General features: G+C 69.9%; 14 protein-coding genes. 12 read left to right on the top strand and 2 right to left on the bottom strand.

Translation table 11 applies throughout. The features are described 5' to 3' along the window. Positions 1–148 precede the first annotated feature (148 nt). The 8 genes from AMK22_RS11815 to AMK22_RS11780 are packed head-to-tail and all read left to right on the top strand — an operon-like array spanning position 149 to position 6803. Positions 149–1048 carry a LysR substrate-binding domain-containing protein gene (locus tag AMK22_RS11815; RefSeq protein WP_073784133.1) on the top strand — a complete coding sequence of 300 codons (900 nt, stop codon included), beginning with the start codon at positions 149–151 and terminating at the stop codon, positions 1046–1048. Further along, positions 1045–2148, top strand: coding sequence for a mandelate racemase/muconate lactonizing enzyme family protein (locus AMK22_RS11810; RefSeq protein ID WP_073784131.1), 1104 nt, complete (start codon positions 1045–1047; stop codon positions 2146–2148). Before AMK22_RS11815 ends, AMK22_RS11810 begins: the two co-directional genes overlap by 4 nt. 25 nt (positions 2149–2173) lie before the next feature. Beyond that, positions 2174–3028, top strand: a complete 855-nt coding sequence (catA, locus tag AMK22_RS11805) for a catechol 1,2-dioxygenase (protein ID WP_073784129.1) — start codon at positions 2174–2176, stop codon at positions 3026–3028. Positions 3029–3034: 6 nt separating this feature from the next. Beyond that, positions 3035–3331, top strand: coding sequence for a muconolactone Delta-isomerase (gene catC / locus AMK22_RS11800; RefSeq protein WP_073784127.1), 297 nt, complete (start codon positions 3035–3037; stop codon positions 3329–3331). After that, positions 3331–4086, top strand: coding sequence for a CoA transferase subunit A (locus tag AMK22_RS11795; RefSeq protein WP_199883195.1), 756 nt, complete (start codon positions 3331–3333; stop codon positions 4084–4086). Before catC ends, AMK22_RS11795 begins: the two co-directional genes overlap by 1 nt. Next, complete coding sequence (locus AMK22_RS11790; protein ID WP_073784123.1) at positions 4086–4733, top strand: CoA transferase subunit B; 648 nt, start codon at positions 4086–4088, stop codon at positions 4731–4733. Before AMK22_RS11795 ends, AMK22_RS11790 begins: the two co-directional genes overlap by 1 nt. After that, positions 4730–5932: a thiolase family protein gene (locus tag AMK22_RS11785; RefSeq protein WP_073784121.1), complete on the top strand. Its 1203-nt coding sequence runs from the start codon at positions 4730–4732 to the stop codon at positions 5930–5932. Before AMK22_RS11790 ends, AMK22_RS11785 begins: the two co-directional genes overlap by 4 nt. Positions 5933–5951: 19 nt before the next feature. Next, on the top strand, positions 5952–6803 hold the full coding sequence (locus AMK22_RS11780; protein WP_242433930.1) for an alpha/beta fold hydrolase: 852 nt from the start codon (positions 5952–5954) through the stop codon (positions 6801–6803). Between the two features lie 200 nt (positions 6804–7003). On the opposite strand, the gene AMK22_RS11775 is transcribed toward AMK22_RS11780, so the two are convergent. Next, entirely contained in the window at positions 7004–7558 is a 555-nt protein-coding gene (locus AMK22_RS11775) for a cysteine hydrolase family protein (RefSeq protein WP_073784120.1), read from the bottom strand. 382 nt (positions 7559–7940) lie between these two features. Then, a complete protein-coding gene (locus AMK22_RS11770; protein ID WP_073784118.1) occupies positions 7941–10304 on the bottom strand; it encodes an ATP-binding protein in 2364 nt (787 codons plus the stop codon). A 549-nt stretch (positions 10305–10853) separates the two neighbouring features. Between AMK22_RS11770 and AMK22_RS11765 the strand changes: the two genes are divergently transcribed. Genes AMK22_RS11765 through AMK22_RS11750 form a run of 4 tightly spaced genes read left to right on the top strand, consistent with a single transcriptional unit; the run spans position 10854 to position 14708 of the window. Then, on the top strand, positions 10854–11426 hold the full coding sequence (locus tag AMK22_RS11765; protein WP_073784446.1) for a flavin reductase family protein: 573 nt from the start codon (positions 10854–10856) through the stop codon (positions 11424–11426). A gap of 49 nt (positions 11427–11475) precedes the next feature. Further along, on the top strand, positions 11476–13050 hold the full coding sequence (locus tag AMK22_RS11760; protein WP_073784116.1) for a 4-hydroxyphenylacetate 3-hydroxylase N-terminal domain-containing protein: 1575 nt from the start codon (positions 11476–11478) through the stop codon (positions 13048–13050). Between the two features lie 52 nt (positions 13051–13102). Then, positions 13103–13960 carry a dioxygenase family protein gene (locus AMK22_RS11755; RefSeq protein WP_073784115.1) on the top strand — a complete coding sequence of 286 codons (858 nt, stop codon included), beginning with the start codon at positions 13103–13105 and terminating at the stop codon, positions 13958–13960. Between the two features lie 40 nt (positions 13961–14000). After that, positions 14001–14708: a hypothetical protein gene (locus tag AMK22_RS11750; RefSeq protein ID WP_143203551.1), complete on the top strand. Its 708-nt coding sequence runs from the start codon at positions 14001–14003 to the stop codon at positions 14706–14708. Positions 14709–14721 lie beyond the last annotated feature (13 nt).

The raw sequence follows: 14721 nt of genomic DNA, 5'->3' as shown, positions 1-14721 counted from the left end.
ACGGCCGCCTCTCTCGGCCCGGACCATCCTGGGGGCTATTGATATTCCATGCGTCTCAATAGCCTGTAATCAGGTATTTGTGTCGTATGGGAGTCACTCCTACGCTGAGCGTATTCGAGGGCCCCGGCAACAAGAAAGGGGCTGCCCGATGGAGCTCAGGCACCTCCGGTATTTCGTGGCCGTCGCCGAGACACGTCATTTCGGCAAAGCCGCGGAACAGCTGCACATGGCCCAGCCTCCGCTCTCCCAGGCGATCCGCCGCCTGGAGGCGGAACTGGGAGTGGAACTGCTGCGCCGGACGACCCGGCAGGTCTCCCTGACAGGAGCCGGCGAGGTCTTCCGTACCGACGCGGAGCGCATCCTCAAGGCCGTCGACGAGGCGGTCGCGCGGGTGGGGCGCTTCGCCTCGGGGGCGGAGGGGGTGCTGCGGATCGGCCTGACCGGCTCCGCTTCGTACCGACAACTGCCCGCTCTCGCACGGCTGGTGAAGCGCGAGATGCCTCAAGTGATATTGGAGGTGCACACCGAGATGCTCACGCCCGCTCAGGAGGCCGGGCTGATCGAGCGCCGCCTCGACATCGGCGTCCTCAGGCCACCGGTCCGCCAGGAGGGCATCACCCATCGCTCCCTGGCCGCCGAGACCCTGGTCGTCGCCGTTCCCGAACGCCACCCGCTGGCCGAGGCGGATACCGTCCGGGTCGAACAGCTCCGGCACGAGGACTTCGTCATGTACGGTGCCACGCTCGGCTCCGTCGTCGACGACGCCGTCGTCCGCAGCTGCCTGGCCGCCGGGTTCTACCCGCACCGCGCCTACGAGGTCACCGAGACCTCGGCCGCACTGGCGCTGGTCGCCGCCGGGCTCGGCATCGCCGTCCTGCCCGACTCGATCCGCTCCGCGCCCCGTGAGGGCGTGCTGTGCAGGGACATCGAGGACGCCCTCTCCATCCCCCTGTCCCTGGCCTGGCGCGAGGACGACGAATCCCCTCTGCTGCGCAACCTCCTCGAGGTGCTGGAGCAGAACGACATGTTTCTCGAAGGACCGGCATGAAGATCGTCCAGGTGGAGGCAATCCCCTTCGCCATTCCCTACGCGAAGCCGCTGAAGTTCGCGAGCGGCGAGGTGCACACCGCCGATCACGTCCTGGTCCGTGTGCACACCGACGAGGGGCTGGTCGGCACCGCCGAGGCACCACCCCGGCCGTACACCTACGGCGAGACGCAGGAATCGATCGTCGCGGTGATCGAGAAGATCTTCACGCCGCAGATCCTCGGGCTGACGGCACTGGAGCGGGAGGCGGTGCACGAGCGCCTCGACCGGACCGTCGGCAACCCGGCCGCCAAGGCCGCCATCGACATGGCGCTGTGGGACATCCTCGGCCGCGCCGCCGGCCTGCCGGTCTCCGGACTGCTCGGCGGCTACACCGACCGCATGCGGGTCAGCCACATGGTCGGCTTCGCACCGGCCCGGGAGATGATCGCCGAAGCCGAACGCATCCGGTCGACCCACGGCATCACCACGTTCAAGGTGAAGGTCGGGCGCCGCCCGTACCGCGACGACGTCGCCGCCGTCCGCGCCCTGCGCGAGGCGCTCGGCCCGGACGTCGAGCTCTACATCGACGGCAACCGCGGCTGGACGGTGTCCGAGTCGGCCCGCGCCCTGCACGAGATGGCCGACCTCGGGCTGACCTTCGCCGAGGAACTCTGCCCCGCCGACGACGTGCTGGGCCGCCGCTGGCTGGTCGCACGGAGCCCGGTGCTGTTCATCGCCGACGAGAGCGCCACCCGCACCGGCGAGGTGACCCGCGAACTCCTCGGCGGCTCCGCCACCGCCATCAGCATCAAGACCGCCCGCACGGGCTTCACCGCCTCCCAACGCATCCTGCACGAGTGCGAGGGACTGGGAGTCGAGCTGGTGATGGGCAATCAGGTCGACAGCCAGATCGGCACGTTGTGCTCGGTCGCCTTCGGCGCCGCCCACCGCTCCGGCTCACGCCACGCCGGCGAACTGTCCAACTTCCTCGACATGACGGACGACCTCCTCACCGAGCCGCTGACCATCGAGGACGGCACCCTGCGCGTACGCGAGGGCGCCGGCCTCGGCATCGACATCGACCCCGACAAGCTGGCGCGCTACCGCCAGGACCGCTGACCCACTCTCAGAAGACGGGACGATCATGACCGACATCATCACCGAGCAGGCCACCGCCGCCGCCTCCGGAGCCGCCGCCACCGAGCAGTTCCGCAGCAAGCAGCGTCAGGAAGCGGCCGCCGTCGACACCGGGCGCGTCGACGCCCTGGTCACCGAACTCCTGACCTCCGCCCACGACATCATCCGTCGCCACGGGTTGACCTACGCCGAATACGACGCGCTCAAGGCGTGGCTCATCCGGGTCGGCGAGGACGGCGAGTGGCCGCTCTTCCTGGACGTGTGGGTCGAGCACGTCGTCGAAGAGGTCGCCAACGAGAACCGCGAGGGGACCAAGGGCACCATCGAGGGCCCCTACTACGTGCCGGACGCGCCCGCGCTGCCCGCCGAGGCGGCCCTGCCGGTGCGGGAGGACGAGGCGGGCACCGCGCTGCTCTTCCAGGGCCAGGTCACGGGGGTGGACGGAACCCCGCTGCCGGCGGCCAAGGTGGAGATCTGGCAGGCGGACGACGAGGGCTACTACTCCCAGTTCGCGCCGAACCTGCCCGAGTGGAACCTGCGGGGAACCGTGATCGCCGACGAGACGGGCCACTTCAGGATCCACACGATTCAGCCCGCGCCGTACCAGATCCCCACCGACGGCGCCTGCGGCAGCCTCATCCAGGCGGCGGGCTGGCACCCCTGGCGCCCGGCCCACCTGCACCTCAAGGTCTCCGCACCCGGGTACCGGCTCATCACCACCCAGCTCTACTTCCGCGGCGGCGAGTACGTCACCGACGACATCGCCTCCGCCGTCAAGCCCGAACTGATCCTCGACCCCACCCCGGTCGCGGACGGCACGGGTCACGAGGTCACCTACGACTTCTCTCTCGACAAGGCGTGATCGACCGTGCTCTTCGCCGTACGCATGGACGTCGACATCCCGCGTGACCTCGACCCCGAGGTCCGCGGGGACCTGGTGGCACGCGAGAAGGCGTACTGCCGGGAACTGCAGAAGTCCGGGGAATGGGTGCACATCTGGCGCTGTGTCGGGCAATACGCCAACATCAGTGTCTTCGATGTCGCCGACAACGAGGCGCTGCACCGCATCCTGTGGGGCCTGCCCCTCTTCCCCTACATGACGATCGAGGTCACGCCCCTGGCCCAGCATCCGTCCGACCTGGCCGCAGACGAGGTCGTGGCGTGATGGACAAGGTGGTCGCCACCGCCGTGGAAGCGACGGCCGATGTCCCGGACGGCGCCTCCCTCGCCGTCGGCGGGTTCGGGCTGAGCGGTGTGCCGAACGTACTGATCCAGGCGCTGCACGAACGGGGCGTCAGCAGTCTGAGCGTGGTCTCCAACAACTGCGGGGCGATGGATTCCGGCCTCGCGGTACTGCTGGCGGCCGGCCGGATCGCCCGGGTTACGGGCTCCTACATCGGCGCCAACAAGGAGTTCGCGCGCCAGTACCTGGCCGGGGAACTGGAGGTGGAGCTGATCCCGCAGGGCACCCTCGCCGAGCGCCTGCGCGCCGGTGGCACCGGGATCCCCGCCTTCTACACCCCGGCCGGGGTCGGCACCCAGGTCGCCGACGGCGGGCTGCCCTGGCGCTACGACGGCTCCGGCGGGGTGGCACTGGCCTCGCCCCCGAAGGAGGTGCGCGAGTTCGACGGCGCGGAGTACGTGCTGGAGCGCGGCATCCGCACCGACTACGCCCTGGTCCGCGCGGCCCGGGGCGACCGGCACGGCAACCTCGTGTTCAACAAGTCCTCCCGCAACTTCAACCCGCTCGCCGCCATGGCCGGCAGGGTCACCATCGCCGAAGTGGAAGAACTGGTGGAGCCCGGGGACATCGAGCCGGGCGCGGTTCACCTGCCGGGCATCTTCGTGCAGCGGGTGGTGGCGCTCACCCCGGAGCAGGTCGCGGACAAGAGGATCGAGCAGCGGACGGTGAGCAACTGATGGCCTGGACGCGTCAGGAAATGGCCGCCCGTGCGGCACGTGAGCTGGAGGACGGGCAGTACGTCAACCTCGGCATCGGCCTGCCCACCCTCATTCCCAACCACCTGCCGCCGGGAGTCGAGGTCGTCCTCGAATCGGAGAACGGAATCCTGGGCACCGGCCCCTACCCCACCGAGGACCAGGTCGATCCGGACCTGATCAACGCCGGAAAGGAGACGGTGACCGTCCTGCCGGGCGCGTCCTTCTTCGACTCCGCCCTGTCCTTCGGCATGATCCGCGGCGGGCACATCGATGTCGCCGTACTGGGCGCCATGCAGGTCTCCGAGAAGGGGGACCTGGCCAACTGGGCAGTTCCGGGCAGGTTGGTGACCGGAATCGGCGGTGCCATGGACCTCGTCCACGGGGCCCGGCGGGTGATCGTGGTGATGACCCACACCGCGAAGGACGGCTCGGCGAAGATCGTGCCCGAGTGCGCGCTGCCGCTGACCGGCAAGGCGTGCGTGAACCGGATCATCACCGATCTGGGTGTCCTCGACGTCACCGACGACGGTCTGGTCCTGGTGGAAACCGCACCCGGCATCACCACCGCGGAGATCATCGACCGGACGGACGCCGAACTCCGCATCCCCGAAGGAACTCCGTCATGAGAGACGTCTACCTCGTCGACGCGGTACGCACCCCGATCGGCCGCTACAACGGCGCCCTCGCCGGCGTACGCCCGGACGACCTGGCCGCCCACACGATCCGCGAACTCCTCGCCCGAACGAGCGAGCTGGACCCGACCCGCATCGAGGACGTCTACTTCGGCAATGCCAACGGCGCGGGCGAGGAGAACCGCAACGTCGCCCGCATGGCCGTCCTGCTGGCGGGTCTGCCCACCACCGTGCCCGGGGTGACGGTCAACCGGCTGTGCGCCTCCGGCCTCGAAGCAGTCGTCCAGGCCGCCCGTGCCGTCGCCGTCGGCGACGCCTCCATCGTCGTGGCCGGCGGCGTGGAGTCGATGACCCGCGCGCCGTATGTACTGCCCAAGAGCGGCAGACCCTTCCCGGCCGGCCACGCCGAGCTGTACTCCACCACCCTCGGCTGGCGCATGGTCAACCCCGCGATGAACCCCGAGTGGACCATCCCGCTGGGCGAGTCCGCCGAACTCATCGCCGAGAAGCACCGGATCAGCCGCGAGCAACAGGACGAGTTCGCCCTGCACAGCCACGAGAAGGCCGCCAGGGCCCAGGCCGAGGGACGTTTCGACGCCGAACTCGCACCGGTGGCCATCCCGCGGCCCAAGGACGGAACGGTCGCCTTCGCCGCCGACGAGTCCGTCCGCCCGGACACCTCGCCAGAGGCGATGGCGAAGCTGAAGCCGTCCTTCCGTACCGAGAACGGCACGGTGACCGCGGGCAACGCCTCCCCGCTCAACGACGGCGCCGCCGCGGTGCTTCTCACCGACGAGGAAGGTCTGAAGGCCACCGGCCGGGAGCCGCTCGCCCGCATCCGTACCACCGGCGTGTCCGCCGTCGACCCGCAGTACTTCGGACTCGCCCCCGTCGAAGCGGTGAACCGGGCGCTCGCCAAGGCCGGCCGGTCCTTCGCCGACCTGGACGTACTCGAACTGAACGAGGCGTTCGCCGCGCAAGTCCTCGGCTGCCTCGCCGAATGGCCCGAGTTCGACCCCGCCGTCCTCAACCCCCAGGGCGGGGCGATCGCTCTCGGCCACCCGCTGGGCGCGTCCGGCGCCCGTCTCGCCGGCACCGTCGCCCACCAACTCGCCCGCAAGGGCAGCGGGACCGGTGTGGCCACCCTCTGCATCGGCGTGGGCCAGGGACTGGCCCTCGTCCTCGAACGCTGACCCCGCCCAAGGAGGCACGGTGTCCACGCCCCACCTGCTGCACCACCACCTGGTCGGCGCGGCCGACGCACCACCCCTGATCCTCGGCCCGTCCCTGGGCACCTCCAAGGCGGTCTGGGAACCCCAGCTGCCCTCCTTGACCCGCCGTTTCCGGGTGCTGCGTTTCGACCTGCCCGGACACGGCGGCTCACCCAGCGCGCTGCTGCGCGATCCCGCACCGGGGCGTACCACGGTCGACGACCTGGCATCCCTGGTGCTCGATCTCGCGGACCACCACGGCTGGGACAGCTTTCACTACGCCGGCATCTCCCTGGGCGGAGCCATCGGGACCCATCTCGCGGCTTTCCACCCGGAGCGGGTCGCCTCCCTGGCCGCCGTCTGCTCCTCCGCACGCTTCGGGGCGCCCGAGACCTGGCGCCGGCGGGCGGAACTCGTCCGGCACGAGGGCACCGCCCCTCTTCTTCCGAACATCCCGGACCGCTGGTTCGCCACCGCGGACACCGCGGGCACCCCTTTCGGCCGCAGGCTGCTCGACAACCTCGCCGAAGCCGACCCGGCGGGGTACGCGGCCTGCTGCGACGCCCTCGCCGCGTCGGATCTGCGCCCCGCTCTGGGACGGATCACCGCGCCCACCCTCGTGGTCGGCGGTTCACACGACACGGCCACTCCCCCGGACCACGCCGAGGAACTCGCCGAGGGCATCCCGCGGGCCACCCTGGAGGTCATCGACTGCGGACACCTGGCCGTCGAGGCCCCTCGCGCACTGCAGACCGCTCTCGCCGCTCACCTGTCCGCGAGCCTCGTCGGGGGCGGGACGCGGACATCACGGTCCGACCAGGCCGTCGGACATCAGGACTCTCTCGGAAGCTGATCCGAGTCTGCCGTGATCACCGTGCGGGACAGGCCCGCCCTGACGAGCAGTCAACAGCCGTGCATGGAAGCGCTTTTGCCTGTAGCAGCATCGACCACCTGAAAAGGAACCGCTCCGTGGCGACCAGGCGCGACGAGCTCGCCGTCCGATGCGAAGCCACCATCACCGTCGCCGCCGTCGGAGAATGACCGCGGTCGAGATCAATGCTGTTCCCCACGCCAGTCGGCGCAGGGCATGACCTCGAATCCCCGGCTGGGGAAGACGGCATCCATGAAGAAGTCGTGCATCGCCGGATCACCGTCGGCGCAACCGTCGCGCAGCACGGTCACCCCGTAGCCACGGTCCGCCGCGTCGTAGCACGTCGCAGCCACCATCGCGCTGGTCGCGACTCCTGCGATCGCGACGGTGCCGACACCGTTCGCGCGGAGCACCAGGTCGAGGTCCGTGCCGGCGAACGCGCTGGCGCGGCGCTTCATCACGACCACGTCCTCGTCGGCGACCGGCAGGGCGATCTCCGGTCCGGCCGATCCCTCGTGGAAGGCGTCCCCGGCTTCGTAGAACGTCCTGAAGAGTGCGTTGCCCGGTGGCAGGTCGGTCCCGTTGCTCCGGAAGGCGAAGTGCACGAACACGACGAGGCCACCGGCCGCACGGGCGCGCGGCAGCAGTTCGGTGAGCGGCGGTACGACACGCCTGGCGAACGGGTAGCTGCTCGTGATGCCCTGCTGAATGTCGCCGATGATCAGTGCGGTGGTCACGACAGACTCCCGTCCAGTCCTTCTGTCCAGCGCTCCGTGGTCGGCAAGACAGCCATTCCGGTGGTCATGGTAGTGGCGATGCCCAACCGTGCGTGGACGAAGCCACCATGCGCCGTCGCGATGGTCCCGGTGAGGCAGGGGCGGACGCATCCGCGTCGGCACCCCGCGCCCGGTCCGGGACTCGGGCACGTATCGGGTGGACCTCCTCAGGTGTCGACCGGGAGTCCCAGCAGTGCTTCCGGGGGCTGGATACCGGAGCGTCGGCGGAGGGGTTTGCCGCGCTCGGACGGCCGGACGATCAAGGTGTCGAAGCCGGCGCTGCGACAGTGCCGTGTTCGTCACGGCGGTGGCGGGCTCGACGGGGCGGCCGTCCTCCCCCGCGTCAGGGCGCTGGAGCCCGATGTGGACGGGCTTCGCCACCGGATTCGTCCAGGGACGCGGTCCAGGAGGCGACTTGGGTGCGGGAGGTGAAGCCCAGCTTGCCCAGGATGCGCTCGACGTGACCGTCCACGGTGCGGTGCGAGATCACCAGGCTCTCGGCGATGGCGCGATTGCTCTGTCCCGTGGCGATCAGGCGCGCCACCTCCAGTTCCCGGTCCGTGAGCGGGCAGCTGCGGGCGACACGCGTCGCAGCCGTGGGCTTGACGGCTGCGGCGATCTCCAGTGCGAGTTCGATCGACTCCGCCTTGGTCAGATGGGCCAGTCGCCGGGTGACCTTCTCCACCCGTTCCGTGCCCAGCGTTTCGACGACCTGTCGGGCCATACGCCGGGATTCCGCGGTGATGTGGGGTCCGAACGCGTCGATGGAGGTGCCGAGCCGCTGCCACACCGCTCCGGCGGCGGCTCCCAGCATGGCCGCGTTGTCCGCGTGCCGATTGGACATGGCGATCCAGGACATCAGCTCCAGTACCAGGGCCGTGCAGACGCCGTCCGTGAAGTCGCGCTGGATCTCCAGGGCCGCCGTCGCGGCCTGCTTGGCCGCGGGCATGTCGCCCGCGCGCCAGTGTTGCAGGCCGCTGATCCACAGGGCGTAGGCGTGATTCCAGCGTTCTTCGTGCCGGGCGCTCACGGCGAGCACCTCCTGGCAGGTCTCCAGGGCGTTGCCTGCGGGCTCCTGGAAGTTTTGTGCCATGGCCAGCTGGAACTGCGCGGTGAGCACCGCGCCGGTGCTGCCGAGCGCGCGGTGGCCCTCCACGGCCCGGTGGTACAGGCCGATCGCCGTGGGCAGGCTGCCGCTGAAGAGGTGGTGGAGGGCCCGCCAGTTCGCGGCGTGCGCGGCCAGCTCGGGGTCGTCCAGTACCTCCGCCACGTGCTCCAGTTCCGTCAGACGGACGGCTGCGGCCTCGCGGTCGCCCTGCAGAAGCGTCGCCCAGGCCGCCACCCACAGCACCGAGCCCCGCTCGACGGTGTCACCGTCGAGCACGCCGAGGATGCGGTCCAGCCATCGTCTTCCCTCGCTGAGCGAGCCGCCGGCGATCCAGTGGTAGCACAGGTAGGACGCGAGCCGGCCGCCCGCGGGACGCTCGTCGGGCGTGGCGAGGGACCATTCCAGAGCCGCGAGCAGGTTGGCGTGGTCGCGCCGCATGGCGGCGAGCATCTCGTGCTGCCCGGGCCCGCACCAGCGCTCCACCATGGAGCGGGCCCGGTGCAGGTAGTGGTCGCGCATCCGGCGCCGTAGCACCGACGGTTCCCCGAGCGCGTCGAGTCGCTCGGCGCCGTATTCGCGCACGGTCATCAGCTGCCGGTAGCGAATCTGTTCACCTGTGCGTTCGGCTATCACGATCGACTTGGCGACGAGCCGGTCGAGGACGTCGACGATGCGCTCGGAGGCGAGGTCACCGAAGGCGCAGACCTCCTCGACCGCCTTCAGGTCGCATCCGCCGGGGAAGACCGACATCCGTGCCCACAGCAGGCGTTCGTCGTCGGAGCACAGTTCGTGGCTCCAGTCGATCAGTGCGCGCAGGGTCTGCTGTCGCGGGCGTGCCACCCGGCTGCCGCCGGTGAGCAGTTCGAAACGGCGGTCCAGGCGCTCGACGACCTGGCCGACGGACAACGTGCGCAGCCGGATGGCGGCGAGTTCGATGGCGAGTGGCATCCCGTCGAGCCGTTCGCACAGCTGTTGGACAGCGGGGCGGTTGGTATCGGTGACGGCGAAGTCGGGGGCGACGCTCCGCGCCCGGTCGACCAGTAGCTGAACGGCTTCGCTGTGATCGACGCTCGCGGCGTCGTGCAACTGCTCGGCCGTGGGCACCGACAGGGGCGGGATCACCGTGACCAGCTCGCCCGCGATGCCGAGCGGTTCGCGGCTGGTGGCAAGGACGCGCAGGCCCGGTGCCGTTTCGAGGAGTTCGGCCAGCAGCTCGGCGGTGGCGGTCAGCACGTGCTCGCAGTTGTCCACGACCAGCAGCACCTGCTGGGATCCCAGATGATCGACCAGTTGCTGGGTCGCAGACCGGTTCGACTGGTCCAGGACGGTGAGCGCCGAGGTGAACGCGGAGGCCACCTCGCGAACGTCGTCGAGGCTGGCCAGCTGGACGATCTGAGTACCGTCCCGGAACGCTCTGCGGACCCTGTCCGCGACCACCAGGGCGAGCCGTGTCTTGCCGATGCCGCCGGGGCCGGTGAGCGTGACCAGCCGGGAGGTCGACAGGTTCCTGCGTACGTCGGCGATCTCCTGCCGGCGCCCCACAAAGCTGGTGAGGCCGCCGGAGCCGACCAGACAACCGCGTCCACTGTCGTCGTACATGGTCCTCGATGTCCTCGCCTCGCCCGTTGCGCTTCCACCGACGCTATGCCGAAGGACACGTCGTGCCAAGAACTCGGACACGAAGAGAGAGTCGTTTTCCCCGGTCAGCGCCATGATCCATAGGGCCGCGCCCGGGGCCCATATCTTCCGCGACTCAATCCGATCACAGGTTCGACATGAGGGGTACCCACGTGGGTGGAGCGGGTACCCAAGGGGGTCATCTCACCCGAGACCACGGCCGCGCCCGTGTCCAGAGTTCTGTCACCACGACGCGGGCCGGTGCTGTGGCGGGCACGGCATCGGTCCGCGTGCCACACCTCCGACAGTCAGGAGCGGGGCAATGTCACCCACGAGGACGAGCCGCCCGGTGGAGGCACCCGGAAGAGCGTCCGGCGCAATGATCGTCGGCACGGGCTTCGCCGGACTCCACTCGGTGCGCACGACACGCGACAAAACGGCCCCGTCGGGGCGCGCCCGGGGCCGGACGTCCGGCCGCGGATGCCGGACGAGCGAGCACCTCGCGTCCGCAGGCTCTCCGGGGCGGGCCACATGAACCAGCGCCATCTCAGGAACGCCTTCGGCCGCTTCGCCACCGGTGTCACGGTCGTCACCTGCGCCACCTCCGACGGCGGACGCCACGGCGCCACGGTCAACGCGTTCACGGCCGTCTCCCTGGAACCGGCCCTGTGCCAGGTGACCCTCACCCGTCAGTCCAAGGCGTGCCTCTATCTGAAGGACGCGCCCTTCGCGGTCAACATCCTGGCGGCCGACCAGACCGACACCGCCTGGCACTTCGCCGGCCGGCCCGTGGAGCCGGAACCGCAGTGGTCCGACGGGCCGCTCGGCCCCGTGCTCACGGGAGCGGCCGCAACGATCTCGTGCCGCCCCTGGCGCACGTACGACGGCGGCGACCACCTGATCGTCATCGGCGAGGTGGTCGAGGCCGACATCACCGACCTGGAGCCGCTGCTGTTCCACGCCGGAACCTTCCGCCACCTGGGCCGGCGGGACGCGGGCGTCCACTGGGGCGCCTGCCTGGACAGCCCCGAGAGCGGATGGTTCACCGGCGCACCCGCCTTCACCGCGATGCACGCGGAGCGCGTGACGCACCACGCCTCGTAATCCCCGATCACGCGCCTTTCACCCACCTTCGAGATCACCTAGGACGGACATGACTCAGGAAGACACCCGCACTCCGGCCGCCCCGCCCGCGGAGGGCGTGCGCAAGACCCGCCCGCTGACGGGCGACGAGTACATCGAGTCCATTCGTGACGGACGGGAGGTGTGGGTCTACGGCGAGAAGGTCAAGGACGTCACCGAGCACCCCGCCTTCCGTAACTCTGTGCGCATGACCGCGCGGCTGTACGACGCGCTGCACGACCCGGACAAGCAGTCGGTGCTCACGGTGCCGACCGACACCGGCAGCGACGGTTTCACGCACCCGTTCTTCCGCACGCCGCGCAGCCGCGAGGACCTGGTCGCCGACCGCGACGCGATCGCCGAGTGGGCGCGGATGACCTACGGCTGGATGGGCCGCAGCCCCGACTACAAGGCGGCCTTCCTGGGCACCCTCGGCGCCAACAGCGACTTCTACCAGCCCTTCGGCGACAACGCCCGACGCTGGTACACCGAGTCCCAGGAGAAGGTCCTCTACTGGAACCACGCCATCATCAACCCGCCGGTCGACCGCGACCGCAACCCCGACGAGGTCAAGGACATCTTCGTCCACGTCGACGAGGAGCGGGACGACGGCCTGGTCATCAGCGGCGCCAAGGTGGTGGCCACCGGATCGGCCATCACCCACTACAACTTCATCGCCCACTACGGCCTGCCGATCAAGAAGAAGGAGTTCGCGCTGGTCTGCACCGTTCCGATGGGCACGCCCGGCATGAAGCTGATCAGCCGGCACTCCTACGCGATGAACGCCGACGTCATGGGCAGCCCCTTCGACTACCCGCTGTCCAGCCGCTTCGACGAGAACGACACCATCTTCATCCTCGACAAGGTGAAGATCCCCTGGGAGAACGTCTTCATCTACGGCGACGCCGAAAAGGCCAGCACGTTCTTCCCCGGCTCGGGCTTCCTGCACCGCTTCACCTTCCACGGCTGCACGCGCCTCGCCGTCAAGCTCGACTTCATCGCCGGACTGCTGATGAAGGGGGTGGAGGTCACCGGCACCAAGGACTTCCGCGGCATCCAGACCCGCGTGGGCGAGGTCATCGCCTGGCGCAACCTGTTCTGGGGCCTGACCGACGCCATGGCGAACAACCCGGACTCGTGGAAGGACGACGCCCTCCTGCCCAAGCTCGACTACGGCCTGGCCTACCGCTGGTTCATGACCCTCGGCTATCCGCGGATCAAGGAAATCATCATGCAGGACCTGGGCAGTGGGCTGATCTACCTCAACTCCAACGCCAAGGACTTCTCCGTCCCGGAGATCCGCCCCTACCTGGACAAGTACGTGCGCGGGTCCAACGGCTACGACTCCGTCGAGCGGGTCAAGCTGATGAAGCTGATCTGGGACTCCATCGGCAGCGAGTTCGGCGGCCGGCACGAGCTGTACGAGCGCAACTACTCGGGCAACCACGAGCAGGTGCGCGCGGAGATGCTCTTCACCGCCCAGGCATCCGGGGCCGCCGACGCCATGAAGGGCTTCGCGGAGCAGTGCATGGCCGAGTACGACCTGAACGGCTGGACCGTGCCGGACCTGATCAACCCGGATGACGTGAGCATCCACCGCCGCTGATCACTTCGCCGGGGCGGTCCGGTGCCGCCCCGGCCCATCTCGGAGCCGCACGATGAGCATCACCGATACTTCGACGTCCCCCACCGCCGCGGATTCCGGCGCGCCGGCCGGCGCCGTGTTCCGGGCCGACAACCGATACCGCGGCACAGCGGAGACCTCCGCCGAACGCGTCGACACGATCCTGAGGGCCCTGCTCGGCGCGGTGCACCAGGTCGTCTCCGACCACGAGATCACCTATCCCGAGTTCCAGGCGGCCAAGAGCTGGCTGATGGAGGTCGGAGAGGGTGACGAATGGCCCCTCCTCCTGGACGTGTTCGTCGAGCACGCCGTCGAGGAGGTGGCCTCCCGCAGCCGACAGGGCACCAAGGGCTCCATCGAGGGTCCCTACTACCTGCCCGGCAGCCGGCGTCTGCCCGCCCACTGCGAACTGCCCCGCCGGGCCGACGAGAAGGGCACACCGCTCTCCTTCACCGGCCAGGTCCGCGACGTGAACGACACTCCCCTGCCGGGCGCGGAGGTCGACATCTGGCACGCGGACGCCGACGGCCACTACTCCGGCTTCGCGCCGCACCTGCCCGAGGGCAACCTGCGCGGTCTGGTCGTCACCGACGACGAGGGCCGGTTCTCCATCCGCACCATCCGGCCGGCACCGTACCGGATCCCGGCCGACGGCCCCACGGGACGCATGATCGCCGCGGCGGGACGGCCCCCCTGGCGTCCCGCTCATCTGCACGTGATGGTCCGGGCCGAAGGACACCGGCAGCTCACGACGCAGCTGTACTTCGAAGGCGGCGCGTGGGTGGACGACGACGTCGCCCGGGCGACCAAGCCCGAGCTGTTCCTGCGCCCCGTGGCGGACGGGGAAGGCGGCCTCGTGCAGCGGTACGACTTCGTCCTCGAACGGGCCTGAGACCAAGGATGCGGATGTGCCTGAGACCAAGGATGCGGATGTGACAGCGCAATCTACCCCGAACTGCCCGGAGTTCGCACCGGCAGTCCACGCCTCGGGCGCCGTGTGGACGGGCCCGCACGACGTTCCCTCCGACTGGCGGGGCTGCGCCGTGACCATGGGCGTCTTCGACGGATTCCACCGCGGCCATGCCGCGCTGGTCCGGCGGGCGCGCGAGCGGTCGGCTCACCACGGGCTGCCGTCCGTGCTGCTGACCTTCGACCCGCACCCCCTCACGGTGACCTGTCCGGAGCGCGCGCCCACGCACCTGACGTCCCTCGAAGAACGCGTCCGCCACGCCCACGGCCTGGGCATCGACGTCGTGCTCGTGCTGCCGTTCACCACGGCGCTGGCCGACATGGCGGCCGACGAGTTCGCCGACCGGTTCCTCGGCCGCACGCTCGGGGCCCGCGCCGTGGTGGTGGGCGAGAACTTCCGCTTCGGCCGGGGAGGAAGCGGCGACACCGCCCTGCTCGGCCGCGCGGGAAGGCGGCTCGGTTTCACCGTGGACGCCGTGCCGCTCGTCGCCCACGACGGCCTTCCCTGCTCCTCCACTCTGATACGCAGCCGCCTGGCGGCCGGTGACCTCAGGGGGGTCGAAGAGCTGCTGGGGCGCCCGTGGCGCACGGCATTCTCCGCGCCGCCCGCGCCGTCCGGCGGCATCGCGTCCCTCGCGGGACCGCCACAGGCTCCCGTCACGGTGCAGTGAGGTGACCGCTCGG

The sequence above is a fragment of the Streptomyces sp. CB01580 genome (genome assembly GCF_001905795.1).
GTDB lineage: Bacteria > Actinomycetota > Actinomycetes > Streptomycetales > Streptomycetaceae > Streptomyces.
Note: the sequence above shows the minus strand (reverse complement) of the source record. Positions and strands in the feature narration are given on the sequence as shown.

Coding starts and splice junctions, on each gene's coding strand:
- AMK22_RS11815 (WP_073784133.1), top strand. CDS start 149: ATGGAGCTCAGGCACCTCCGGTATTTCGTGGCCGTCGCCGAGACACGT.
- AMK22_RS11810 (WP_073784131.1), top strand. CDS start 1,045: ATGAAGATCGTCCAGGTGGAGGCAATCCCCTTCGCCATTCCCTACGCG.
- catA (WP_073784129.1), top strand. CDS start 2,174: ATGACCGACATCATCACCGAGCAGGCCACCGCCGCCGCCTCCGGAGCC.
- AMK22_RS11795 (WP_199883195.1), top strand. CDS start 3,331: ATGGACAAGGTGGTCGCCACCGCCGTGGAAGCGACGGCCGATGTCCCG.
- AMK22_RS11790 (WP_073784123.1), top strand. CDS start 4,086: ATGGCCTGGACGCGTCAGGAAATGGCCGCCCGTGCGGCACGTGAGCTG.
- AMK22_RS11785 (WP_073784121.1), top strand. CDS start 4,730: ATGAGAGACGTCTACCTCGTCGACGCGGTACGCACCCCGATCGGCCGC.
- AMK22_RS11770 (WP_073784118.1), bottom strand. CDS start 10,304: ATGTACGACGACAGTGGACGCGGTTGTCTGGTCGGCTCCGGCGGCCTC.
- AMK22_RS11765 (WP_073784446.1), top strand. CDS start 10,854: ATGAACCAGCGCCATCTCAGGAACGCCTTCGGCCGCTTCGCCACCGGT.
- AMK22_RS11760 (WP_073784116.1), top strand. CDS start 11,476: ATGACTCAGGAAGACACCCGCACTCCGGCCGCCCCGCCCGCGGAGGGC.
- AMK22_RS11755 (WP_073784115.1), top strand. CDS start 13,103: ATGAGCATCACCGATACTTCGACGTCCCCCACCGCCGCGGATTCCGGC.